General features: G+C 53.5%; 22 protein-coding genes. 13 read left to right on the top strand and 9 right to left on the bottom strand.

Annotated elements, in window-relative coordinates:
- The 5 genes from WCK51_13060 to WCK51_13040 all read left to right on the top strand — a co-directional run bounded on the left by WCK51_13060 (position 1) and on the right by WCK51_13040 (position 5,396).
- Positions 1 to 1,794, top strand: a complete 1,794-nt coding sequence (locus WCK51_13060; GenBank protein ID MEI7577816.1) for a CocE/NonD family hydrolase — start codon at positions 1 to 3, stop codon at positions 1,792 to 1,794.
- A complete protein-coding gene (locus tag WCK51_13055; protein ID MEI7577815.1) occupies positions 1,791 to 2,384 on the top strand; it encodes a histidine phosphatase family protein in 594 nt (197 codons plus the stop codon). Before WCK51_13060 ends, WCK51_13055 begins: the two co-directional genes overlap by 4 nt.
- A complete protein-coding gene (locus WCK51_13050; protein MEI7577814.1) occupies positions 2,381 to 3,091 on the top strand; it encodes a polysaccharide deacetylase family protein in 711 nt (236 codons plus the stop codon). The genes WCK51_13055 and WCK51_13050 overlap by 4 nt, the downstream gene beginning before the upstream one ends.
- A 111-nt stretch (positions 3,092 to 3,202) precedes the next feature.
- Positions 3,203 to 4,558 (top strand): sensor domain-containing diguanylate cyclase, encoded by a 1,356-nt coding sequence (locus WCK51_13045; GenBank protein ID MEI7577813.1) that lies wholly within the window; start codon positions 3,203 to 3,205, stop codon positions 4,556 to 4,558.
- Between the two features lie 16 nt (positions 4,559 to 4,574).
- Complete coding sequence (locus WCK51_13040) at positions 4,575 to 5,396, top strand: PPK2 family polyphosphate kinase (protein MEI7577812.1); 822 nt, start codon at positions 4,575 to 4,577, stop codon at positions 5,394 to 5,396.
- On the opposite strand, the gene WCK51_13035 is transcribed toward WCK51_13040, so the two are convergent.
- The 3 genes from WCK51_13035 to WCK51_13025 form a co-directional block, all read right to left on the bottom strand.
- Positions 5,386 to 6,075 (bottom strand): hypothetical protein, encoded by a 690-nt coding sequence (locus tag WCK51_13035; GenBank protein MEI7577811.1) that lies wholly within the window; start codon positions 6,073 to 6,075, stop codon positions 5,386 to 5,388. The genes WCK51_13040 and WCK51_13035 overlap by 11 nt on opposite strands.
- A 43-nt stretch (positions 6,076 to 6,118) precedes the next feature.
- Entirely contained in the window at positions 6,119 to 7,540 is a 1,422-nt protein-coding gene (locus WCK51_13030; GenBank protein MEI7577810.1) for a hypothetical protein, read from the bottom strand.
- A 129-nt stretch (positions 7,541 to 7,669) separates the two neighbouring features.
- Entirely contained in the window at positions 7,670 to 8,755 is a 1,086-nt protein-coding gene (locus tag WCK51_13025; GenBank protein MEI7577809.1) for a BMP family ABC transporter substrate-binding protein, read from the bottom strand.
- Positions 8,756 to 8,797: 42 nt separating this feature from the next.
- Between WCK51_13025 and WCK51_13020 the strand changes: the two genes are divergently transcribed.
- Positions 8,798 to 9,415, top strand: a complete 618-nt coding sequence (locus WCK51_13020; protein MEI7577808.1) for a hypothetical protein — start codon at positions 8,798 to 8,800, stop codon at positions 9,413 to 9,415.
- Positions 9,416 to 9,474: 59 nt separating this feature from the next.
- Here WCK51_13020 and WCK51_13015 read toward each other — a convergent pair whose 3' ends face one another.
- Both WCK51_13015 and WCK51_13010 read right to left on the bottom strand, forming a co-directional pair.
- Entirely contained in the window at positions 9,475 to 10,569 is a 1,095-nt protein-coding gene (locus WCK51_13015) for a hypothetical protein (protein ID MEI7577807.1), read from the bottom strand.
- Between the two features lie 44 nt (positions 10,570 to 10,613).
- Positions 10,614 to 11,729 carry a hypothetical protein gene (locus tag WCK51_13010; protein ID MEI7577806.1) on the bottom strand — a complete coding sequence of 372 codons (1,116 nt, stop codon included), beginning with the start codon at positions 11,727 to 11,729 and terminating at the stop codon, positions 10,614 to 10,616.
- A 59-nt stretch (positions 11,730 to 11,788) separates the two neighbouring features.
- On the opposite strand from WCK51_13010, the gene WCK51_13005 reads away from it, so the two are divergent.
- Genes WCK51_13005 through WCK51_12995 form a run of 3 tightly spaced genes read left to right on the top strand, consistent with a single transcriptional unit; the run spans position 11,789 to position 14,426 of the window.
- Entirely contained in the window at positions 11,789 to 12,445 is a 657-nt protein-coding gene (locus WCK51_13005; protein ID MEI7577805.1) for a hypothetical protein, read from the top strand.
- A gap of 56 nt (positions 12,446 to 12,501) precedes the next feature.
- On the top strand, positions 12,502 to 13,131 hold the full coding sequence (locus WCK51_13000; GenBank protein ID MEI7577804.1) for a hypothetical protein: 630 nt from the start codon (positions 12,502 to 12,504) through the stop codon (positions 13,129 to 13,131).
- A 32-nt stretch (positions 13,132 to 13,163) separates the two neighbouring features.
- Positions 13,164 to 14,426 (top strand): dicarboxylate/amino acid:cation symporter, encoded by a 1,263-nt coding sequence (locus WCK51_12995; GenBank protein ID MEI7577803.1) that lies wholly within the window; start codon positions 13,164 to 13,166, stop codon positions 14,424 to 14,426.
- On the opposite strand, the gene WCK51_12990 is transcribed toward WCK51_12995, so the two are convergent.
- Together WCK51_12990 and WCK51_12985 are read right to left on the bottom strand one after the other, a co-directional pair.
- Positions 14,413 to 15,618: a PDZ domain-containing protein gene (locus WCK51_12990; protein MEI7577802.1), complete on the bottom strand. Its 1,206-nt coding sequence runs from the start codon at positions 15,616 to 15,618 to the stop codon at positions 14,413 to 14,415. The two genes, WCK51_12995 and WCK51_12990, sit on opposite strands and share 14 nt — an antisense overlap.
- A 39-nt stretch (positions 15,619 to 15,657) precedes the next feature.
- On the bottom strand, positions 15,658 to 16,434 hold the full coding sequence (locus WCK51_12985; protein MEI7577801.1) for a tetratricopeptide repeat protein: 777 nt from the start codon (positions 16,432 to 16,434) through the stop codon (positions 15,658 to 15,660).
- A 104-nt stretch (positions 16,435 to 16,538) separates the two neighbouring features.
- Here WCK51_12985 and WCK51_12980 point away from each other — a divergent pair, with 104 nt between their 5' ends.
- Genes WCK51_12980 through WCK51_12965 form a run of 4 tightly spaced genes read left to right on the top strand, consistent with a single transcriptional unit; the run spans position 16,539 to position 20,988 of the window.
- Entirely contained in the window at positions 16,539 to 17,834 is a 1,296-nt protein-coding gene (locus WCK51_12980; GenBank protein ID MEI7577800.1) for an ABC transporter substrate-binding protein, read from the top strand.
- A gap of 15 nt (positions 17,835 to 17,849) precedes the next feature.
- A complete protein-coding gene (locus WCK51_12975) occupies positions 17,850 to 19,022 on the top strand; it encodes a branched-chain amino acid ABC transporter permease (protein MEI7577799.1) in 1,173 nt (390 codons plus the stop codon).
- Positions 19,019 to 20,227 carry a branched-chain amino acid ABC transporter permease gene (locus tag WCK51_12970; GenBank protein ID MEI7577798.1) on the top strand — a complete coding sequence of 403 codons (1,209 nt, stop codon included), beginning with the start codon at positions 19,019 to 19,021 and terminating at the stop codon, positions 20,225 to 20,227. The genes WCK51_12975 and WCK51_12970 overlap by 4 nt, the downstream gene beginning before the upstream one ends.
- Positions 20,224 to 20,988, top strand: coding sequence for an ABC transporter ATP-binding protein (locus WCK51_12965; protein MEI7577797.1), 765 nt, complete (start codon positions 20,224 to 20,226; stop codon positions 20,986 to 20,988). The genes WCK51_12970 and WCK51_12965 overlap by 4 nt, the downstream gene beginning before the upstream one ends.
- A 57-nt stretch (positions 20,989 to 21,045) precedes the next feature.
- Here WCK51_12965 and WCK51_12960 read toward each other — a convergent pair whose 3' ends face one another.
- Complete coding sequence (locus WCK51_12960) at positions 21,046 to 22,059, bottom strand: alpha-ketoacid dehydrogenase subunit beta (protein ID MEI7577796.1); 1,014 nt, start codon at positions 22,057 to 22,059, stop codon at positions 21,046 to 21,048.
- 2 nt (positions 22,060 to 22,061) lie between these two features.
- Positions 22,062 to 23,189 carry a thiamine pyrophosphate-dependent dehydrogenase E1 component subunit alpha gene (locus tag WCK51_12955; GenBank protein MEI7577795.1) on the bottom strand — a complete coding sequence of 376 codons (1,128 nt, stop codon included), beginning with the start codon at positions 23,187 to 23,189 and terminating at the stop codon, positions 22,062 to 22,064.
- Positions 23,190 to 23,280: the final 91 nt, after the last annotated feature.

The raw sequence follows: 23,280 nt of genomic DNA, 5'->3' as shown, positions 1-23,280 counted from the left end.
ATGACTTCGACATTAGCTCTTGCGATGATGATTCAGGGAGGCTTCGCTTCCCAGTACGACGCTTACGAATACTCAATCCCCATGCGAGACGGCGTGAAACTCTACACCGTCGCCTGGGTGCCAAAGGATCTCACCGGCAAATCGCCACTCCTCATGGAGCGAACTCCATACGGCGCAGGCTCCCCCAGTTCCGGTCCGCGCCGTCGGTCGGTCTATCTTACTGAGAAGAAGTACATTTACGTCTATCAGGACGTTCGCGGAAAGGGCAAGAGCGAAGGCGACTTTCTGAACACCCGACCGATGCGAAAAGCGGGAGTGGTCTTTGACGAGACGACGGATACCTATGACACTGTCGACTTCTTAGTTAAGAACGTTCCGAAAAACAATGGCAACGTTGGGCTCTGGGGCATCTCTTATCCGGGCTTCTACGCGGGCATCGGAGCCGTGAACAACCATCCAGCATTGAAGGCGGTCGAACCAGGAGCACCAGTGAGCGACTGGTTCCTCGGTGACGACTGCCACCACAACGGAGCTTTGTTCCTCCAGGAAACCTTCGACTTCGTCGGCGGCTTCGACGTGCCCCGCGGCGGTCAGCGACCGACGATAGATCGAGGCACAAAATCGGCCTACCAGTTCTATCTGGATACCGGAGCTTTGCCAAATTTTGACAGGCTGCACTACAAGGGTCTGATTCCCTACTGGACAAAGGAATTGATGGCGCACGACACCTACGACGCCTACTGGAAGGATCGTTCACTTACTCGCAACTTCAAGAATGTCAAATGTGCGGTAATGACCGTCGGCGGGTTCTTTGATAAAGAGGACCTCTGGGGGGCGCTTAACCTCTATCAGGCGGGCGAAAAGCAAAACCGCACGGACAACTACCTTGTCATGGGACCATGGTTGCATGGAGGATTCTCTCGCGGAACTGGAGCATCGCTTGGACAAGTGAAGTTCTATCAGAACACGGCGGAGTTCTTCGGTGAGAAGATCGAGCTTCCCTTTTTTGAAAAGTATCTCAACGGAAAGACTTCTGCCACCGCAGAAGCAAACATCTTTGAGACCGGAGCGAATAAATGGCACACGTTTGCCGAGTGGCCACCGAAAGGTCTGAAAGAGAAATCGGTCTACTTCGATGGTCGAAAGTCGCTTGAGTGGCTACCAGAGAATCAACCAGGCTCTGACTCATACGTGAGCGATCCTGCAAACCCGACACCGTACTTGGAGGACTGGCAAAACAGCAAGCGAGCACCTGGTGATTGGCTCATTCATAACCAGGCTTGGGCCGAAAAGCGGGGAGATGTACTGACATACAAGTCTGCTCCGCTCGTTCAAGATGTTCAGATCATCGGAAAGCCAACTGCTGACCTATGGATCAAAACCACAGGAACGGATTGCGATTTGGTTGTCAAGATCATCGACCAATTCCCTACTAGTACCACTGAGACAACCGCTGGTGCGGACGAGAAATCGATGGCGGGATTCCAAATGATGGTTCGATCAGACATCTTCCGCGCTAAGTTCCGAAAGTCGTTCGAAAAGCCGATACCCATCAAGCCGGGCGAGCCAACGAAAGTAAAGTTTGATCTCAACGAAACGATGCACACCTTCCGAAAGGGTCACCAGATCGTTGTTCAAGTTCAAAGTAGCTGGTTCCCGATTGCCGATCGCAACCCGAACAAGTTCATGAACATCCATGAGGCAAGTGACACGGATTTCCAGAAGGCAACGATTTCACTGCTCTGGGGTGGAAAGTACGGCTCAAGGATTATCTTCCGACAGTTACCCAAATGAGGCTCTACCTCGTTCGCCATGGCAGGACAGACTACAATGTGAACCACCTTGCTCAAGGGCATATCGATGTGCCCTTGGATGAGGTTGGAACCAGCCAAGCGATCAAGGTCGCTGAATTCTTTGTTCGTCATCCGGTTCAAAGAATGATCTCTTCTGATAGCCAGCGGGCCTCGGAAACTGCTCGGTTGGCCAGCGTTGCTCTTGGAATCCCACTTGAAACGAGCATACTGCTCCGAGAACGCTCGTTGGGTGAACTTGAAGGCGCCCCGTTGACTACCTTGGTCAAAGCGTGGGATGCCGCATGTTCGGAAGGTCAGAGCCGCTTTAGAGTCAAGCCGCACGGCGCAGAGAGCGCTTACGAAGTGATGGAGCGAATCGAATCGATCACCGCTGATCTTCATCTGGACACCCGCTCGACAGCGATCTTCACCCATGGGATGACCAAGGAGGTGATTCTTTGCCGGCTTCTTGGAGCGCCCGTGGAGGTCAGTCGCTCGTTCCGTTTTGATAATGCTTCAATCACTGAACTTCGCTGGGCTCAGGATGTCTGGGTTCTGGAGAAGTTCAACAACACGGATCACTTGCGATGATTCTCCCTTCCCAGTTCGCTCTTGGTACGGCGCAGTTGACCCCGGTATTGACCTATCACGACATCATTCGTAAGCGAGATTCAAAGAGTCTTTGGTTTGACTGCACTGTTGACGAGTTCCGCGAACAACTCGCCTTCCTCCGCAAGCGAAATGCCAGTTTCGTATCTGTCGACCAGCTTCGGATCTCACTGAGCACGGGCCGCCCGCTTCCCAAGAACGCGATCTGCATCACGTTTGCAGATAACTATCTGGGCTTTTACAAGCACGCTTGGCCGATTCTCAAGAGGGAAAGAATCCCAGTCGCCCAGTTTGTTCACACTGACTTCGTCGGCAGCCCGGTTGGAAGGCCGAAGATGTCCTGGAAAGAGTTGACTGAGCTTGACCAGAGTGGTCTCGTAACCATCGGTTCCCAAACTTGCTCGCATCCGGCTGATCTCACCAAACTCAGCGATTCTCAACTCAAGCACGAACTTGAAGATTCAAAGAAGAAGCTGGAGCTGAAGTTGGGTCACACGGTCACAACAATTGCATATCCAAATGGAAAGTTTGATTCAAAGGTAGCCAATGCTGCTAGAAAAGCCAACTATCTCATTGGGTTCACGGAGAATCTTGCTCCAGCTCAAAAGAGACTTGACATGTGGAGAGTGCCGAGATATGTTCATACAAAATATCAGCGTGCTTGGAAAGAATGTTTTGGTAAATCCTAAAAATCCGGAACAGAACTACTGATAAGTCTTTTGAGAACTCGATTGTTCTCCCAATATAGGCTTCTGATGGTATCGCGAGGAACATGTTTTTGGGTTGGGTCGGAGAGTCCGATGGCAACCGCATTCCTCGAACGAGAAGGATTCACTGTCAAAACAAGAAGTTTTGAAGAATTCAAAGACTTCTCTCAAGAAGGGTTCTACTTCTATCTGGTTCACGACCAAGGATCGCCCGCCGAAAACGGTCAATTGAATTTGTCTTCGGCCAATCGGTTAGGGCATTTCGTCCTGGTATGGACTAGCGAAGAACAGGAACTCGCTTGGTACAACGCAGGCGCCGATCAAGTGGTGGTCGGGGTGCCCGATGATCGTTGGCTTGCCAAGGTTCACTTCATCGCCAAATTGTTGGACGAACGACATCAGTGGCAAGAGACGGAGGAGAAATTCACGCGAGCCCACGAGGATTTGCATGCGACAGTTGAAAGTCTAGAGTTTGCATCTCGACGTTTCGAGGCGCTATTCAACGGTCTGCCGGTTGCGTGCTTCACCTTCGATGCTCAAGGACTGGTTCACGAGTGGAACGGACTCGCCACCGAAACGTTCGGCATCGAGGCCTACGAAGCCTTTTTTAACACCGTTTGGACCGTTCTAGATCCCGACGAAACAGGAGCGTGGAGTCAGGAAAAGGTCGACAAACTCTTTGCCAGCAACAAGAGTATCGAGTTCGATTGGCAGTTCCGCCGTCCAGATGAGACCGAGGTCCACTTGGCCTGCAAAGTCGTTTGCCTTACAAACCGAAGAGGCGAAGTCATCGCCGCAGTCGCTGGAAACTTGGACATCACAGAACGCGTTCTGTCTCAGCGCAAAATCGACGAGCAAATGCGAGAGATCAAGAATTACATGAAGGTCATGGAGCGTCAACGGCTCAAGCTCCAAGATGCCAACCGACAGCTGCGACGGCTGGCAGTTACCGATGGCCTTACTGGCCTGATGAACCGACGCCGGTTTAACGAGCTACTTGAAGAGACTCTTGATCGCGCAATTCGGCAGGACCACAAGTTCTCCCTGTTGTTGTTCGATATCGATCACTTCAAGGCTCTGAATGACAATTTCGGACACCAAGCGGGAGACGAGATTCTCATCCTATTTGCAAAGATTCTCAATACGACGGCAAGACGCTACGAGCGACCTGCTCGGTACGGTGGAGAGGAATTTGCAATCATTTTGGATAACTGTGACGCGGCTGCCGCACAGCTTGCGGCTGAGCGATTCCGCGCAGCAATCTTGGCCGAAACTTGGCCACACCGGGCGATCACGGCCTCGGTCGGATGTTCGACGTTCACAGGGGTAGAAAGCGCTCGCGGGATGATCGAACAGTCCGACGAAGCTCTCTACCATTCAAAGCGAACGGGTCGAAATCGTGTAACCCATTATAGGGATCTCACTGAAGACCAGCTCAAAGCTGCGTAAGTGTTAAACTGGGCAGATGCCCAAAGTTCAACCCGGCGACAAAGTAGACCTCAACAAGTTTGACGCCGCCGATCGCGGCAAGTTTTCGGAAGAGGAAGTGATTGCCAAGCTGGCAAAACTGACCGAAAGGGTCTCCGCACTGCAAGAACTCATGTTTGCCGCAGGGCAGACTTCCTTACTCATCGTGTTGCAGGGCCGGGATACGAGCGGTAAGGACGGCACCATTCGCCACCTCCTCAAGTTCATGAATGCTCAAGCAACCAGGATCGCCCCGTTCAAGGTCCCAACGCCGGTAGAGATTGGACATGATTTCTTGTGGCGCATCCACCAGCAAACTCCGATGAAAGGTGAAACCGTAATCTTCAACCGATCGCACTACGAGGATGTCTTAGTCGTACGCGTTCACGATATCGCCCCGAAAGAGGTCTGGAGCAAGCGGTACGAGCACATTAACAACTTTGAGCAGCTCCTTGCTGACTCCGGAACGATCGTTCTCAAGTTCTTTCTGCACATCAGCAAAGATGAGCAAGAAGAACGGCTGATCGAGCGGGGGAATGACCCGATCAAGTCGTGGAAACTCTCGGTTGGTGACTGGAAGGAACGTGAGTTCTGGGACTCCTACTCCGAGGCGTATGAAGATGCGTTGGCAAAGTGTTCAACCGAGAATGCACCTTGGACGGTCGTCCCTGCAAACCACAAATGGTATAGAAACTACGTTATCACCAAGGCAATCTGCGAGGCACTAGAGCCGTTTGAAACCCTGTGGCGAGCCAAGTTGGCCAAGTTGAGCGAACAGATGAAGGCGGAAGTGGCTGAGTTTAGGAATTCTAAGGCTTAATCCGAATCGATTCAGCGACTTGTTTTTCAATGGACTTGATAACGTCTGCGTTTTCCTGCGTCACGAAGCGTAGGCAGTATAGGTCTTTGCCGTTTGGAATGACGTAGCTGATGGTCGTCTTGACGCCACCGTCAATAAGAGTCTTGGTTTCCTCCATTCGATGGGCTTTGCCGACCGGAAGGTCGACTTCCTTGGCAGCAGGCTTATGGAAGTATTGGCCGCCTTCATACTGATGGGCTCCGTCCCAACTCCAGTTGCCGCCTTGAGTTGCTTTCTGCACGTAGAAGCGGGTTCTCGCCTCGCCAATAATCGGCTTGTTGCCAGTAGAGATCACATTGAGTATGTTTCCTTTCTTCTTAAGTCGCTCAAGGGCCTCTTGTTCGTCCTCGTTCGACATTTGTGTCAGGGCGCTGGACATCTGTTCGACCGCCTTTGAGGCCTCTGGATCGCTCGGTGCTGATGATCCGAACTCGTTTCCTTGTCCAAGCAGAGGCGACTCCATCATCCGGTCAACACCCTGACGCCAGCCGCTAGGAATTCCTATCTCCACCACTCCATCATCACTCGCACCTTTGGTGTGCCCAGGAGGCAACGCAAACGCCGTGGCCTTGGTTTGGATGGCTGGTCCACCGCATCCTGCTGCAACCAGCGCGAAAGGGATGATCGTTCGAATGTGCATCTCCGCCATTCTATCAAGATGGCGGAGCTAAACGGAAGTATTGTTAAGCAACAACTTCTTCTGCGGCACTTAATTGTTCAACAAGTGCTGGAGAGATGGCTTGCTCCCAGGTTGGAGCCGGATAGCCCTGCATTGTTGGCTCTCGTCTTCTCCAGCCGCGCCAAGCAGCTTTGATTTGCGATCTTGAAGGAAGGTTGAGTTCCCTAGCAAGCCCGAAGAAAGCAAGGGTCTTGATGAAAACGGCGGAAGGATCAAACTGCCAAGCAAAGACGCCATGCTGCGCCCAGAGCTCGGATTTGTGATGGGTGTTGTGTCCGCCTTCTCCGAGTGCCAAGATTTCGACGAATGCGTTATTCCGCGAGTTATCAGGAACTTGGAAGGGCTGCTCGCCCCAGATATGGCTCACAGAGTTCACGCAGAATGTGGCCCAGTTTACGTAGCAAATTCTAGCTAGGACTTCCCAGATCGAGATTCCCCCTAGAATCATCGGTGCTCCGACGCTAACCGCTAGGATGCTCAAGTAGATGAGTGGCTGACCGAGCATTGAAATCGTTTTATCTTGCTCGATCCCAACAATCACATCCACAAATCTGCCCCAGCGAGCCTTGATCAGCTTTTCGGTCGAGGCAACGATCTTGCCGTCCTTGTCCTTTACTTCCCAATGTCCACGATCTTCTTCGCGGAACTTGAAAGTCGAAGAATCGGGCGAATTCGCGAGCAGATCAGCCTTCCAGTCCTCAATCGACATCCCCTTCGGTCGCCGCAACGAAGGCTCTCGAAACGCCCACATCATGAAGCTGTGCATGAAGGCATAGAACTGTTCGATGAAGATTCCCCGCTTGGAGTCTTCAAACACATACGGAGAGTGAACATCTGCTGAGGTTTCGCCAAAAGCATGATGTTTCGAGTGCTTCTTGGTCCACTCGCTCACCGGACCCTGTACAGCCATGGAACCCATGATGAGCAAAATCGCTCTCACCCACTCGGGGGCTTTGAATGAAGGGTGAGTGCCGATACGGTGGTATCCAACCGTGATTCCAAAACCCGCGACGACCCAGCCCATCGTGAACCAAACAAAATTGGCTCCATAGATCGAGTATTGGCCGATGAAGAATGGTAGCGTCAGGGCAAAAAAGCCGATCCGATAAGCGGAACGTAGAATCCGAGATCGCCAAGCCGAAGCTGTTAGTTTGGCGTGGCGGCCATTGTAACTCTTGATCTTTTCAGCAATCTCCTTGTAACCCCGGACAATAGGATAACGGCGGAAGTATGGTCGAACGAACTTGATGTGAGCACCAATCAGCAGGCAGAGCCACGCAAGAAGCCCAACAGATTGGCCGAACTTCGTCGGATTCTGCAGCGCCTGATAGAGCGCAACAAGTCCACCGATGGGGGGCATGAAGATGAAAAAGCCGATGATACCAAGCTCGAATCGGCGGTTCGCTGACGTGTGCGTTTCAGACATAACTGCTGCCAGGGGAGCCGACTGAACGACTAACAAAACGACCCCGACCAGCTAAGTTTAGCACTTCGTACCGGCCGGGGTCGTTTTGTTGTCCCCGTAATTCACTACGGGGCACGGAATGGATTCGGTTCAGAGTTTGGTCGGAACCGTGATTTTCTTAGCAACGATGTCTGCCTTCACAGCCTCAATCTTCTTAAGATTGTCTTCGCCAATCTTGTCCTTGGTGTTCTTGAAATCGCTCAGGCCGACACCGTTTGAAGCGAGGTCGTAAACCTTCGATCCGGCGGTGAACGAGCCGTCCTTGATGTCTTTGATCGTCTGGAAAACCGACTCATCGACTCGCTTAATCATTGAGGTGAGGACGAAACCAGGAGCTTGATCATCCTGGTTGCTGTCCACTCCGATTGCAAGCTTTCCGGCTTCTTTAGCCGCCGCAATGACGCCTACGCCGCAGCGTCCTGCTGCGTGGTAAACGATGTCCGCGCCCGCATTAAAGAGCGATTTCGCAGACTCTTTACCAAGCTGCGTGTCGTCCCAGCTTTCGGTGTACTTGCTCGGTAGCATTTCGACTTTCGGATTGGCGGCCATTGCGCCTGCCTTGTAGCCAGCCTCAAACTTCTCAATGAGAGGGATCTTCTTGCCTCCGACAAAACCAATCTTGTTAGCCTTGGTCGCTAGTCCAGCGGCGTACCCGGCCAGGTAACTTCCCTGCTCCTCGCTGAAAAGAAGAGAACGGACGTTTGGTGCTTCAACAGTGGCATCCACGATCGCAAACTTCACATCAGGAAACTTTGGCGCAACTGCCGTCAGGGCTTCGCCTTGGGTGATTCCGATCGCGAAAATGACGTCAAACTTTTGCTCGGCTAGGGTTGTCAGGTTGATCGAATAATCCTTTTCGGCCTTGCTGTCAACGGTCTGAACCTCGACGCCAAGTTCCTTTTGGGCCTTCTCTAGTCCGGCGTAGGCCGAGTCGTTGAAGGACTTGTCGCCTCGTCCGCCGCTATCGAAAACCATTCCGATGCGGAGCTTCTTTCCTCCTGCGTCGGTGGCTGGAGCGGAAGACGACGAAGGACTCGAACTTGTCGAGTCAGTGGAACCTCCGGTGCATCCGGCCAAAGCGAAGACCAGCGAAGCTCCCAGGAGGGCAAACAGAATCCTTTTCATACTCATCTCAGGTACGACAACGACTTGCGTCGGCGAGGTAAACTGGCACATTATGGCGCAATTTTATGTTGCGTCGATAAGGAGCAACCCAGTTTGATCATTTGTAACCTCACGAAGCTTGAATCCGCCGTCGATCAGATCAGAAAGACTCACCCCAAGCTTCTTGCCGCCGATGCCGCACTCGTCGCGTCCGCGCTCAGTCTCACGGGTCGCCACGCCAAAGCCGTCTACGAAGGCGAGTACTTCATCTGGCCAAACGATAACGAGAAACTCATGGTCTCGATGTCGGGCCATCTTCACTCGATCAACGCAGCCATCGTTGAGTCTTTGCCAAAAAAGATTACTAAGAACACCGTCTTGGACGACGAACCAGTCGTTGTTAACATCGGACTGGCTCCAAACATCGCTGCCGGCGAAGAGCTTCTCAACACTCGAGAAGATTTGAAGACCATGCTTTCCGACATCCTGCAGGCCGGAGTTGAGTTTAGCTACTCGTCCGCTGATATTGGCTGGCAATGGGCCCTCGACCGTGCAAACTGGAACACGATCAGCGACGGCGACCTCAGCCGACGAATTAGGATCAAAGCTCACTTCACCGAAGGAGCCGTAGGCTCTGAGCAAGGAACCACGACCAAAAAACGAGCAAGCAAGAAAGTTGAAGAAGCAGCTCCGGTAGCGGTTGCTGTTGAAGAAGAAGCTCTAGCAGAATAACGGCGTGAGCCGATACATTCTGGAACAACAGCGCTCGGCAGGCTCGCGGGGCGCTCTTGTTACCGGAAGCTGACGGAGGAATTCTCGATGATTGATCGCAGTCGCTTTTTAGCGTCGGCGAGGCTGCTACCGGCGAGCCAGGAGCTCGAAGAAAACGGTGGCGAGCTTTTTGCTGCGAGGTACAGATCACGAAAGAGCATCTCGTTCGCATCGCCTCCAGTAAGTTGAGTATTCCCGATCCTGATAGGAATTCCGGGCTGGCCAAGTTCGAAGAAACCGGTCAACAACCCTTTGGCGTGGGAAAGGTCGGCTTCGGAAAGTTGGTCAACCGATGTTAGCAACTTTGACTTGAGCTGGTTAACCGCGTCTTCCTCCAAGATTCGCTTGTCGGTTGCGATCGCAATCTTGAACTCCCACCCGCTGCTCGTCGGAATCAGAAAAGCGTCTTGTTGATAGCTCATCGTTAAGCTCTCCCGGCATACCTTCCAAAGAATGGTGTCTTTGCCTCCGCTCAGCAAGGTCGCGGCCATGATGTCGAGTGGCTCGAGGACTGAAACTTGGGAACTAAACAGAAGAATCGGCGGGTTCCCAATGTCAAGCCTCAGCTTCGGGGATCGTCCTGAAACAGTCTTGTTGGGCAGATACTCCTGCCAGAATCGCTCTCGTTCATGCCAAAGCTGGGTTGCGCGACCAGCGGGAATCGGACCACGGACGCCAACTGTGATGGCTTCCGGACGAATGACATACTTCCAAATGTCTTGCAACAGGCCCTGATCTACCTCCATCGGAACCAGGTCGAAAGAACGAATTGCCTTTAGCCAAGGACTGATGGCGGGCATCGACTCGACTTTGATCGCGTCCGGGAGAAAGGTCGGTTCCGTCAGCACGCTCGACAAGACACTTAGACCTGAACCGAGGTCCTTTGGCTCTACGGTCAGCCCTATTCTCAGCGTGTCGGCCAACTGATCGATCCTGAAGCGGTAGCCAGGAGCCAGAATACGGGAGATGTCTCTCTTTCCATATTGAGGAGTCATCTTGACCGCGTTGTAAGCCGCTTGTTCCAGGCGAAACCGGTGGCCCGGTTCCAGTTTGGGTAGACGGATCAGAGCCTCAATAGCGACAACTTCCCCTTCGGTCGTCGGGAATTCGATCATCTGAGGCGTCACTAGCGGTTGCGCTACAGCTAACGCCCATAGAATCACTTTGCCACCGCCTGGATTTGGCGCCAGTAGTTCAGGAATTGAGCGTAGTCGGCATATTCCACTTGCTCCCAAAGTTTGGAAGGACGCTGGCTCAATCCGGCACTCAAAAGCGTTCCATTGAACGTCGCGGATTTCGTCGGATTTCCGACTTCACCCTTGATCCAAGCATATAAGTACGCCTTTCCCGTGCGGTAAGCCACGGCCGGATCTTCCTCCTTCAACACTTTAGCAATCTCTTCTGCTTCGTCGAGAGAACCCAAGAGGGCAACTCCCGGGCGGGCCGATGGCGTGTAGCTAAAGAACGGGCGCGATAAACGGGCGCTTGCTCCAAGGGCGGCGGCAAGTGCCGAGATTGCACCTGGAGAACCAATGGGCGGGACGACGATTGCCGCGAGCTGCTTTGTACCGTACGAACCAGAAATCGTTCGGCTCGGCCATGACTTGACGGGACCCCTTGGAAACCCCTCTAGCTCATTGCGTACTAGCTTGGTCAGGGCCACTTTATCCACCGGACCGGCAACTGAGACGACGATTTGACTGCCGACTGTGATCTTTTTCCAAAGACTCGTCAGCTGCTCCGGAGTTGCTTTAGAGCACGACTCCTTGTCGCCCATCATCGAAAGACCCTGCTCCTCAAAGACCGCATTCCAGGCTTCGGCCGTTGAGTTAGCAACTGAATCCTGTAGCGCAAGTTCGTGCCCGATGATCGCTGATTCCCGAGCGATCTCGGCCTGAGTGACCGTCTTCCAGTCAAGAAACTTTCTCATAGTGGAAACCACGACGGGTACGAGGCCTGGCGGGACTCGCCATTCAAATCGAACAATGTCGCGCGATGTCGCCGCATCGAGTGCCCCTCCAGATGACTGAATCAGCACATCATGGCCAGGAACTGACCGGGCGATGATGTGCTCGATCAAGTGCCGGTAGCCGTAGATAGGTGCGGAATCAGGGTTGTTCGCATTTGCCACCAAGAGCTGAAAGGTGACTAGCGGTGCCTGCATCTGCTGCACGTAGATCACGGAGTCATTTGCCAGCACCGTCCGCAATCCGTTCTCCTCTCGGAAGCGAGTCTGACCGAGCACCAGTAAAGCAGCAATTGAAGTCAACGGCAAAACGTAGGAAGTATACGACGGCGGTACAATCTTGCCAGGTCTCCAGGTTGAAAACTAGCATGAAATACGCTTGCCTTCCCTTCCTTGCTCTTGCATCCCTTACGGTTTCTCAGGTCACTCCAGTCTCCGGAGGCAAGTACAAGTTCTCGACAAAATACGTCAAGGGACAGAACTTCAAATACAACATGAACGTTCGGTTTGCCGGCCCACAGGCATCAAATCAGTCGATGAGCGTTATCGTCAAAGTGCTGGACGTCAAACCAAACGGCAACAAAGTAATTCAGACTAGCACTGTCTATCCCGGCGAGAAGCCACAGTCTGTGACGATGACTCTGGACAAGTACGGCAAGCCGACGGACAATAACTTCGGATCGTTTACCGGCTCCCTAGGATTACCATTGGATGCGATTAAGGTTGGTCAAAAGTGGACTGGCGACGTTCAAATGGCTGGTGGAGTCGCTGGTGGAGTCCCGATTAAGGGGAACTACACCTTTGTCGGAATTTCAACCGTCAAAGGAACGCGAGTTGCAACCATCAACTTCAATATGGACATGAAGGCTCTGTTCAACTCTACCGGTTCAGGAACCCAAGTGGTCAGAGTTTCGGATGGGCAGCTTTACTCCATGAACATGGTGATGAACATGGACATCCCGGACCAGAAGACTAAGAAAATTAGTAAAGCGAAAATCAACATGTCCGTGAGCCTAGCAAAATGATTCATGCTGGCTCATCGAATCCGATCATCACAGAACTGCTTGGGCAACATCCGAGAGTGGAACTTGTGCCATCGAATCATCCGGGAATCGAGTTTGGCTCGCGCTCGGTGAACGCCGGAACGGGTGAAGTCGGAGGACTCATCGAGCTGATTGATAACAATCCGCTTGTCTGTGCAGACCACTGCTGGGTTCCATCTCCCGCTGGAACACTTGCCCTTTTGGCGCTCGGACCGATCAGCGAGGCGGGACTTCTTATTGAAGCACCGGCTGTCCTGACTTCGTTCCCGGATGCCCAGCAGTCGGTCATCGAGACAGAACTAGCTTCGGCAAATTGGACGGGCGGAATCATGCTGCAATCCGAGAACCACGATCTTGGTTCGGTTCGGGGAGTCTACGTCGTCGCCAAAATCCGCAATCCAGACAACTTCGACGACCTCGACGAGATCTACCGCGAACGATACGCCAGATCTTTCTTTGTGAGGGAGCGGAGGGACAACGAGTGGAACAAGGAGTTGGTTGCGGATACTCCGTTCGCATCCTACTACTTGGAACTCTCCCCCGGAGAAATCGAGAGCTTGCTGAGCATCCACGTGATGGCAGACATCAACGGCAAGCTTGGAGCCGCACAATACGTTCACATGATGAATGTGATGTGCGGCTTTGAAGAGTCCCTCGGCATTCTCTAATTTAGGGCATTCTCTAAAGTAGAATGCGCGGTATGGCGGCGTACAAGCGCATTCCCCTTTTTGTAAAGATCATCATCTCGCTCCTGATCGGCGCGGTGCTGGGTCATGCGTGGCACTCGGGCTTCGGTCCGCTGGTCAGTTTGACCGAAGCAACGGGAATTACAGGCGAATCGTTCAAGTGGATTGCCGATATTGTTCTGCGTGTTTTGCGTCTACTTGCAACTCCTCTGATCTTTACAGCCGTCATTGGGTCAATTGTCGGAGCAAACATCACAGGTCGCAAAGCCGGAAAGCTGATGTGGCTCTTGATGAGCAACACCGTTGTCGCGATTCTAGTCGGGCTGCTCGTCGCCAACATTGCCCGACCGGGTGACCACCTTCGAAACGTTTTCACCGAGAAAGGTGCTGCCCCGGAAAAGGAACCCTACAACATCTGGAACCACTTGCTGGACTCCATTCCCACCGACTTTGTCTCACCATTCCAAAAGAACGACATCATTGGCATTATCCTCATCGCAATCGCGTTCGGTATCGCAATGAGGCTACTTCTACACTCCGAGCAGCCAGCGCTCAAGTCAACCATCGAGCACTTCCAAAAGACGCTCAACGCCTTCTTCCAGCTCACTTCTAAGATCCTGCATTGGGTTTTTGAATTGGTGCCGCTTGCCGTCTTTGCGGTGGTCACCCGTGTGGTCGCAACTAAGGGACTTGAGAGCCTCGCCGGGATGGGCGTTTGGGTTCTCAGCGTGGTTTTTGCGTTGCTGGTGATGGGAGGGTTCTACTTGCTCCGAATGTCGCTGTCCAGCCGCATCTCACCTATGGTCTTCCTAAAGGGTGGCAAAGACGCATTCTTCATGGCGTTCTCTACCGCGTCTTCCGCGGCGACTCTGCCCGTCACTTACCGATGCGCCACCGAGAATCTCAAGATCAAGGACGAGAACGCAAGCATGGGAATTATGGTTGGCGGAACCTTCAACCATGACGGAACTGCTCTGTACGAGGCGATGGCCGCCCTCTTCATCGCCCAGGGAATCGGTATGCACCTGCCTGTCGGCCAGCAGGTGATCGTTGTCATCATGTCAGTCATTGCGAGCGTCGGCGCCGCCGGAATCCCCGAGGCCGGCCTTGTCACGATGCTAGCCGTCTTCAAAGCCGTCAACCTCCCCGTTGAGTACATCCCTCTCCTTCTCACCGTCGACTGGTTCCTTGACCGTTGCCGTACGACCATCAACGTGATGGGCGACATGGCGTCGACTGCGATTCTTGAAGGGCGGGAGCCAGTTACGGCAGGTTGACCAGCGGGGTTAGAGTGAGGGACTTTCGGTAGAGTTCACCTTTTCGAGAGAGGGTTAGTTTGATTTCCGAACCTGCAGGGCCTTGGAAACGCTTTCGCATTCGTAGATAACCGATATTGCCGACCTCTTCAGTGCCGAATCCTAGAAAGACGTCGCCGCGCTTGATCCCGGCTGCTTCGGCAGGGCCACCCTTAACGATAAACGAAACGATCCAATTTTTGGACTTGTCGTCCCAAGCTGTAAACATCCCCGCCTCTCCAAGCTTTTCATCAGTGGTCTTGCCCGTAAAGTTCTCCATCCAGACGCGCCGACGTTGGTAGTCGATAGTGACGTTAAAGTTTTTCAAGAATCCGAAGCCAACGGTTCCGTCGCCTTCCGCAGATGAAGACGGGAGATCAATAATGTCCCAGACACTTGACTCGACCGGAACTCCGAAGACGAACATCTTCGGCATCTGGACGCTGTAGGAGTCCACCGGACCCGATGCGACATAGGATTGCGAGACATACGTTGGGCGCTTGGACAGCGGCATCACGCCAACTCGATCCAGCACGTCCTTGTGAGTCGTGATGTAAAAACTGTTTCCGGTGTCGAGGGCAAGCACGAGTGACTTCCCGGCCTCAGTCTTCACCAGCATCTCTAGCGAAGAGTGTCCCGCCGGAATCAACTTAGAGAGAAACGTCTTCACCCCGTCTGGCTTCCGGGTCGAAATATCGTATGTCTTTGGATAAAAGATGAACTTCTTCTTCTCAAAGTTGATCTCGGTGATGTTCTCCGAGATGACGGAGAAGCCCATGATACCGTCGCAATGCTGCCCATAAGTAAGGCTGTTGTCCGCTCCTTCTCGTAAGACTGCCGCCGCTTTTCTATCAGCGACCGGAATCGACATACTTCCCAGTTTCAGGGACTTGATCGTCACTGTGTCTACGTCGAACGATCCGACAAAGTCGCGAAGGCCCATTTTACCGTCGGGTTTGCCAAGGTTTATTCCCGCGTCGCAAAGTACGAAGCCACCAAATCCCGTATCGAACATCAGAGACACCTTCTTGCCGTTGACTTCAGCATCAACTATGATCGCGGTATCTGATGTGCGGAATGGCACCTCAACCGGAGTAGTGATCTCCTGAACTGGAAGTACGGGCGGTTTTGCACCGCCCTGACTCAATACAATTGCACCGAGGAAAGAAAGCATTGCACTATTCTAACGTACAAATGCCGCCCTAAGTAACAACTATTTGCGACCAAACAGAATGTAGATCGGCAGCGTCAACCACCCAAACCCACAGCAGGAGCAAGGAAGATGCGGGATCAGCCAGACCATGTTCCCTTTTCGATGGATTAGGTCAAGCAAGCCCCAAAGAACTGTCAGAACCCGAACCCCGAGTCCGAGGGTTGCGAGAACCATGTTCTGCTTACCGGCCATCTCCGCCTGCATTTGCTTGATCTTTTCGGGGTCACCTTTTGCGGCCATTCCCGCCTGAATACCTTCAAGCAGAGGGCCGAGATCCATGATAAAAAATGCGAGCGCGGCGATCGAGATGATCCAGCCAAGCAGAACCCATCCGCTACCCATCTTGGTAATGAATGGAAGACCCGCAGGCTGTACTTCGTCTGCCATCTCGAAGTCGCGAGGATAACTTGCTTGCTGGCTCGTTACCGGAATCCGCTGTAGGAGTCCCTTGGCACCTTCATGGTTTGCGTCCAGGTCGACTGCCTGCTTGGCAAGCGAACGCGCCAACTCCAGGTTCCCCAAGTTGTACTCGTGTACCGCAGCATTAAACCTCGCCTTCGGATCTCCAGGTGCCAAACCGATTGCCTTGTCGAATGCCTGGGAAGCCTCGCTTGAGTTCCCAAGCTGTGACAGACACACGGCGCGAGCAAGTGAGGCACCGGGTGAGCTCGGATCAATCGCAAGCGCAGCGTCCGCTTTGGTTAGTGCCTCAGCGAACTGCCCCGAGTTGACAAGATCAGTGGATTCGCTGACCAAAACATCCAGTTGGGAACTCATTTCTTAAAGTTTGTACGAACGCCGAAGATGTTTCGGTGCAATTTTCTGTATACTTGCCGAACTCCAAACACGCCGAGAAAGCTCGGCAACCAAGGTGAAACCAAGTGAAAATCGGGGGAAGCAATCTTAACATACTCGCGCTGGCTGCAATCATTGGCGGCGCTCTCGTCGGATGCGGTGACAATGCAGCCTCAGGCTCTAACGCAGCGGGTGGCACCTCAGCACCTGCCGGTGGCAACGAGGCTCCCACCACGGGCGCTCGAAAGGTTCCAACTGCCGAAGGGTTCAAAGTTGAAGGCGATACCATCAAAATCGCCGTCGTGACCAGCATTTCCGGTGACAATAAGCCCTGGGGAACGGATCAACTTGACGGCTGCAAACTCGCCGTGGACGAAGTCAACAAGGCTGGCGGAATCAATGGAAAGAAGGTTGAAATCGTTGAAGGCGACACCGCCTCCAAACCAGACCAAGCCAAGCTGGCGGCCGAAAAGGTTCTCGGTCAGGGAGTCATCGGAATCGTTGGCGAAGTCTCCAGTGGTAACACGATTCAAATCGCGAAGTCAGCGTTCGATAAGGGCGTCCCAGTTGTCGCAGTTGGCGCAACTAAGACCGACCTCACCGACGAAGGCTCCCACGTTTTCCGAGTCTGCTACACCGACGCATTCCAAGGTCCTGCGATGGCTCACTTCGCGTTCGAGAAGTTGAACAAGAAGAAGGTTGCAATTCTTACGGACAACGCTCTTCCTTACTCGCAAGGTCTGAGCGACAGTTTCCGTGCTGAGTTCAAGAAGCTCGCCGGCGATGATTCCATCGTTGCCGACGAAAAGTACGAATCGGGCTCCAAGCAAGGCACCGATTACCAAGGTGTTCTCACCAATATTGCCAAGGCGAATCCTGAGGCACTATTCCTCAGCGGTTACTTCACCGAAGTCGGGCCAATCGCAAAGCAAGCCCGAGCCGCTGGGATCAAAGCTGTCTTCTTAGGCGGAGACGGCTGGGACAGCGACACGATCCTTGCCGGAGCTGGCGATGCCATCATTGGAGGATTCTTCGCCAACCACTATAACAACCTCGATCCGAGCCCAGAAGTTCAAGGCTTCCTCGGACGATGGAAGGCAGTACACGGCGGAAATGAGCCATCGACCACAATGGGCGCCCTCGGCTACGATGCCATGGCGGTCACTCTTGATGCGCTCAAGCGAAGCAAAACCATGGATTCCAAAGGCCTCATGGCTGCTCTAGAGGACACCAGCGACTACAAAGGCGTCTCCGGTAGCATCACCCTCAAAGGTATGAATGGCAACCCGCCGAAGAAGCTCATCGTCGTTGAAGTCGTTCCTAAGACTGGAAACAACTGGCAGAAGTACGCAACCAGCTACACGCCAGACCAAATCAAGTAAGGCAAATAACAAAGAGTGTTAGACCTCGTATCGCTTAATCTGGCAGGGTTGGATTTCACAACCCTGCCTCAGCAGCTTGTCAATGGCTTCCTTTTGGGAGCCATCTATGCGCTTGTCGCCCTGGGTTACACCATGGTGTACGGCGTTCTCAAGCTCATCAACTTCGCACACGGCGAAGTATTCATGCTAGGCTCCTACGGTGCCATGTTCGCGTCGTGGATGCTCGGCTTTGGACCCGGCGGCTCCGCAGTAGCAGGCTCCTGGGTGACTCTGCTGCTGATGCTATTGATGGCGATGCTTGTCAGCGGCGCATCTGGCTTCGTAATTGAACGGTTTGCCTACCGGCCCATCCGAAACCACCCCCGAATTGCCTCGCTGATTACCGCAATCGGTCTTTCGCTATTGCTCCAATACGGAGGACAGGCTTTTCTTCTCGAAGGCAAAAAGCAAGCGATCACATCGAAGGTTAATCCCTTCGCAGACGATTTCGTTTTCACTCCCAAGAAGGCTGATGCCTCGTTGATTGCCGAAGCCGCAAAGGTTCAGCCCGAAGTTGACGCGGCTCAGCGAGCTTTTGACGAGCAAAAGAAACTCGAAACGAGCATTTATGATCTTTCCCCCGAAGGTGATCGGCTCAACAAGGTTCTTGCCGCCGCCATCGCCAAGCGCGACGACTTAAAGAATCGCGCCGACACAAGTGCCGTCACGATTCGGCTCCCCAAAGGCAAGCTGATCATGCTCACCACGACGATCATGCTCATGATCGGCCTATGGTATTTGGTCATGAAAACCCGCATGGGCCGTGCGATGCGCGCTGTCTCCGTCGACTTTAATGCGTCGTCTCTGATGGGAATCAACCTCAATACTGTGATCTCCTTCACGTTCATCCTCGGCTCAGTTCTCGCCGGAGCCGGTGCGATGATGTACTCCACGTTTCAAAGTGCCCCGATTGATCCGTTTAGCGGAACTGCCCCGGGCGTTAAAGCCTTCGTTGCCGCAGTCCTCGGCGGAATTGGAAACATCCCCGGCGCAGTCGTCGGAGCCCTCCTCATGGGTGTCGCCGAGAACCTCGTCACATGGGCTGGATACTCCTCCTACCGCGACGCAATCGCCTTCGTGATCCTCATCGCCGTCTTGCTCTTCAAGCCCGGTGGGCTTCTGGGCTCAAACAAGGTGGAGAAGGTATGACGCAGTTCAACTTTGGAAAGTGGTTCGGCACTCGGGCGATCTCGATTCTGGTGGCGCTTGTCTTCTGCTTCCTGCTCGACAAGTTCATGCAGGGTGCTGACAAGTCCTACGGACGCTTCTTGATGTCTCTCGCCGGCATCTACGTGACCCTGGCGGTGAGCCTTAACCTCATCAACGGAATCACAGGCCAGTTTTCCATCGGTCACGCCGCCTTCTACCAAATCGGCGCCTACACTGGCGCAGTGTTGGCGGCTAACAAGTTCTCTGCCCTGGCCGCTTCAAAGCCGCTGCTCTGGCTCTTGCTTTCCGCGTTCTTCGGCGCCATCGCAGCCGGATTGGCTGGGTTGATTGTCGGAATTCCCTCGCTCCGACTCAAAGGCGACTACCTTGCCGTCGTGACGCTGGGCATCGGCGAGATCGTGACGATCATTGCCAAGAACCAAAAGTCACTCGGAGAAGCATACGGTCTCTCAACTGCAAAGATCGAATCTGTCTTCCTTATTTCACTTCTTGCGATCACCTGCATCGCCGTTTGCCGAAACCTTCTGAAAAGCGCCCACGGTCTTGCCTTCCTTGCCGTCCGCGAGGACGAGGTCGCCTCAGCCGCAATGGGAGTTAATCTGACTCGAATAAAGGTCACTGCTTTCGTCATCGGTTCTGCCTTCGCGGGAGCCGCTGGGGCGCTGTACGCCCACACCAAAGCATTTGTAAGCCCGCCAGACTTCTCGATGGACGTATCGTTCTTGATCCTTACCATGGTCGTCCTCGGTGGCACGGGGTCAATCACGGGAACAACCATTGCCGCGATCGTTCTCTTTCTCATTCCTGAGAAGATGCGCGATCTGCCTTACGTCCAGATGGGCACCCCTCTCGGAGTTGCCATTGGAATCATCGTAGCCGTCGTGCTCCTCCGCAAGATCCAAGAGAACTTCCACGGCGCTGGTTCACAACGCCTCGCCCGAAATCTTGGCGCAGTCGCAATCGGAGCAGTCGTTGCGTTGGTCATGGCGAAAATTCTCATCATGATCCCTGCCTTTCAGGGCCAGATCAACGGTGCGCTCTTCCGAATGCCTGTCCTCGCCGTTACTCTCGTCGTTCTTATGCTCCTTCGTCCTCAAGGAATCTTCGGGCACCACGAATTCTCATGGAGCTGGGTTCAAAAGCTCCTCGGCAAGAAGGCTCCTGAAACGGAGGTGGCAGCTTGAGCCTCCTCAAACTCGATCAAGCCACGATCAAATTTGGTGGACTGGTTGCGGTCAACTCAGTCTCCTTCGAGCTGGAAAAAGGTGACCTATTCGGACTCATCGGTCCGAATGGAGCGGGAAAAACGACCTGCTTTAACATCATTACGGGCGTCTACGCGCCGACAAGCGGAAAGATCAACTTTGATGGCCGCGACATCACTGGCACCCCATCCAATAAAATCGCCCAACAAGGCATCTGCCGGACGTTCCAAAACATCCGCCTCTTCCACTCGCTCTCGTCACTTGAGAACGTCGTGGTAGGTGGCTTCTTGCGCCACAAAACGATGCTCGGCTCGGCACTCTGTTACCTCCCTTCAGCAATCAAAGAGACCGATGAACTCAAGGCAAAAGCGATGGAGCTTCTCGAACTCGTTGATCTTGCCGACGTTGCGAACACCCGCTCGCGAGACCTACCTTACGGCAAGCAGCGCCGACTAGAAATCGCCCGCGCTTTGGCGACCCAACCAAAGCTTCTACTTCTTGACGAGCCTGCCGCGGGAATGAACCCACAGGAGAAGATGGAACTGCTCCAGATGGTCAAAAAGATCCGCGACGTCCTCGGCGTCACGGTTCTTCTTATCGAGCACGACATGAAGTTCGTCATGAACCTTTGCGAGCGAATTTTGGTTCTGGATCACGGTGAAGAAATCGCTCAGGGGCCCCCTGCAGAGATTCGGAGTAACCCAAAAGTTATCGCCGCCTATCTCGGCGAAGCAGTCTAAGACAAAGAAGAGAGGCTCCAAAAAGGAGCCTCTTTTTCATTCTTTCGAGCTAGGACATCAGAACCGAACAAGCCGCACGGCTTCGTTCACAATCTTTTCAACCGAAGGCAGAACGTGAAGCTCCAGCGGCTTCACCCACGGCACTGGTGTATCCATTCGCGTCACTCGGCTCGGAGGAGCATCCAGCAAGTGGAACGCCTTAGTCGTAATCCGAGCGACCACTTCGCCCGCAAAACCGCAGGTCATCGGAGCCTCGTTCACAACGATCACTCGCGAAGTCTTAGCAATTGATGCGAAAATTGTCTCTTCATCGAGAGGAACGAGTGATCGAAGATCGATCACCTCGGCCGATATACCTTGCTTCTCAAGTTCAGCCGCCGCCTCAAGACAGTGATAGACGTTCTGACCATAAGAAACCAGCGTAACATCCGTTCCTTCGCGTCGAACTGCCGCCTTTCCGAGTGGAACAATGTAGTCATCAGTAGGCAGTTCTTCCTCAATCTCGCGCTTTCGGTAAAGCTCCTTGATCTCGTAGAAAATGACTGGATTACCGTCGCGCAGGGCCGCTTTCAGCATTCCCTTAGCATCGTAAGGGGTTGAAGGGCAAACCACCTTCAGACCTGGCGAGTTACAGAACCACGCCTCGTTCATCTGACTATGATACAGAGCACCACCGCCGTAAGCTCCGGCTGGACCGCGAACGACGACTGGAATGTTCACTTCACCTGCGGTTCGATAGTGGTAGGTCGCCATCATGTTGACGATCTGGTCGAAGCCACATGAGATGAAGTCGATGAACTGCATCTCGGCCATAACCGTCATGCCATTCAGCGCCATTCCGACCGCCGAGCCGATGATCGCCGCTTCCGAGATCGGCATATCGACAACTCGATCCACACCGTACTTTGCTTGCAAACCGTCGGTGACGCCAAATGCGCCACCGAGTCGGCCAATATCTTCGCCCTGACAAAGCATCAGCTTGTTACGCTGCATCTCTTCGTCGAGAGCTTCTTTGAGCGCGGTCAAATAGTTCTTCTTCAAAGCCACCGGAGCTTCCGTTGTTGCCGCCATGATTAGTTGTTCTCCTTGAAGACCCACATCGCGCCTTCCTCTGCCGCAGGAAGCGGGGATGCGATCGCCGCTTCGATACCTTTGTTCAGGTAAGCCACAACCTCCGGTGGGAAGTCGTCATTGGTCGCTTCCGAAGCGCCTTTTCCTTCAGCCATGAAGCTCGTTGCGGCATCGCCTGTCAGGTGCCCAAGCTCGATCAGCCGCTTGCGGCAAACCGCAATCGGGTCGCGCTGTCTGCCCTTTTCAACTTCTTCGGCTGGGCGATACTTCTGCGCCCGATCGTCATCGTGATCGCCGTGCCCGTAAGCGCGGAATGTCTTACACTCCACAATCGCTGGTCCCTTGCCTTCTCGGGCGTGGTTCACTGCCTCCATGACCTTGTCATAAACATCAAAAACGTCCTGTCCGTCGGCGATCAAACCCGGAATTCCGTATCCCTTGGCTCGGTCAGCAAAATCCTCTAACGGAGATTCTAAGTCCGTAGGAGTTCCGTACGCCCACTGGTTGTTCTCAATGATCGTAATCACCGGAAGCTTATGAACTGCCGCGTAGTTGATTGCCTCATGAAAGATTCCTTGCGCGGTCGATCCTTCGCCGTTATAAGTGAGAGCCACGCAGTTACCACCCTGAAGTCGGTCTGCATAGGTGACACCCGCCGCAGCTGGAATTGTTCCTGCAAGCATCGAGGTCGAGTGGATGATCTTCTTTGCCTTCGAGCCGATGTGCGACCAGTTGTCGCGCGCTCGTCCAGGGGATCCAACCTTGCCCCACACCTGGCAGCAAACCTCTTCGATGGTCATTCCGATGCGGTTGTCATTGTCCCACCCCGCACGAATGTCCTTCAAAAAGAACGCAGGCATGTCGCGGTGAATCGGGCTGATCCAGTCCGTTGGCTGAAGGCCAAAAAGCGAACCAACCAAAATCGCCTCTTGGTTGTGCGACGAGTAGAGGGTCCCTCGGAGTCGTCCCCGCTTCTTCTCTTTGATGAGGCGGATATCAAAATATCGGGCGAGATAGAGCTGCTTGAACAGCTCCAAACACTCTTCGCGAGTCAATGACTCGCTGGGTCGACGGCTACCTTGCCTTTGCTCCGCTCGCTCGGCGGTCGCACTTCCAGATTTCGCGCTCACACTTTCTCCAGTCGCAATACAACTATTACTTCGGAGAATACCCAAGGATCGGTAGCGTTCCAGGTTCAAAAAGGTCTTAAAAGTGAAACAA

The organism is Armatimonadota bacterium (assembly GCA_037138755.1).
GTDB lineage: Bacteria > Armatimonadota > Fimbriimonadia > Fimbriimonadales > Fimbriimonadaceae > Fimbriimonas.
Note: the sequence above shows the minus strand (reverse complement) of the source record. Positions and strands in the feature narration are given on the sequence as shown.

What these genes read in the sequence shown, in the direction of transcription:
- WCK51_13015 (MEI7577807.1), bottom strand. Translation starts at nt 10,569, where the DNA reads ATGATCGAATTCCCGACGACCGAAGGGGAAGTTGTCGCTATTGAGGCT.
- WCK51_12990 (MEI7577802.1), bottom strand. Translation starts at nt 15,618, where the DNA reads ATGCTTTCTTTCCTCGGTGCAATTGTATTGAGTCAGGGCGGTGCAAAA.
- WCK51_13060 (MEI7577816.1), top strand. Translation starts at nt 1, where the DNA reads ATGACTTCGACATTAGCTCTTGCGATGATGATTCAGGGAGGCTTCGCT.
- WCK51_12995 (MEI7577803.1), top strand. Translation starts at nt 13,164, where the DNA reads ATGGCGGCGTACAAGCGCATTCCCCTTTTTGTAAAGATCATCATCTCG.
- WCK51_13055 (MEI7577815.1), top strand. Translation starts at nt 1,791, where the DNA reads ATGAGGCTCTACCTCGTTCGCCATGGCAGGACAGACTACAATGTGAAC.
- WCK51_13005 (MEI7577805.1), top strand. Translation starts at nt 11,789, where the DNA reads ATGAAATACGCTTGCCTTCCCTTCCTTGCTCTTGCATCCCTTACGGTT.
- WCK51_12970 (MEI7577798.1), top strand. Translation starts at nt 19,019, where the DNA reads ATGACGCAGTTCAACTTTGGAAAGTGGTTCGGCACTCGGGCGATCTCG.
- WCK51_13030 (MEI7577810.1), bottom strand. Translation starts at nt 7,540, where the DNA reads ATGTCTGAAACGCACACGTCAGCGAACCGCCGATTCGAGCTTGGTATC.
- WCK51_13040 (MEI7577812.1), top strand. Translation starts at nt 4,575, where the DNA reads ATGCCCAAAGTTCAACCCGGCGACAAAGTAGACCTCAACAAGTTTGAC.
- WCK51_12960 (MEI7577796.1), bottom strand. Translation starts at nt 22,059, where the DNA reads ATGGCGGCAACAACGGAAGCTCCGGTGGCTTTGAAGAAGAACTATTTG.
- WCK51_13035 (MEI7577811.1), bottom strand. Translation starts at nt 6,075, where the DNA reads ATGCACATTCGAACGATCATCCCTTTCGCGCTGGTTGCAGCAGGATGC.
- WCK51_13045 (MEI7577813.1), top strand. Translation starts at nt 3,203, where the DNA reads ATGGCAACCGCATTCCTCGAACGAGAAGGATTCACTGTCAAAACAAGA.
- WCK51_13050 (MEI7577814.1), top strand. Translation starts at nt 2,381, where the DNA reads ATGATTCTCCCTTCCCAGTTCGCTCTTGGTACGGCGCAGTTGACCCCG.
- WCK51_12985 (MEI7577801.1), bottom strand. Translation starts at nt 16,434, where the DNA reads ATGAGTTCCCAACTGGATGTTTTGGTCAGCGAATCCACTGATCTTGTC.
- WCK51_13025 (MEI7577809.1), bottom strand. Translation starts at nt 8,755, where the DNA reads ATGTGCCAGTTTACCTCGCCGACGCAAGTCGTTGTCGTACCTGAGATG.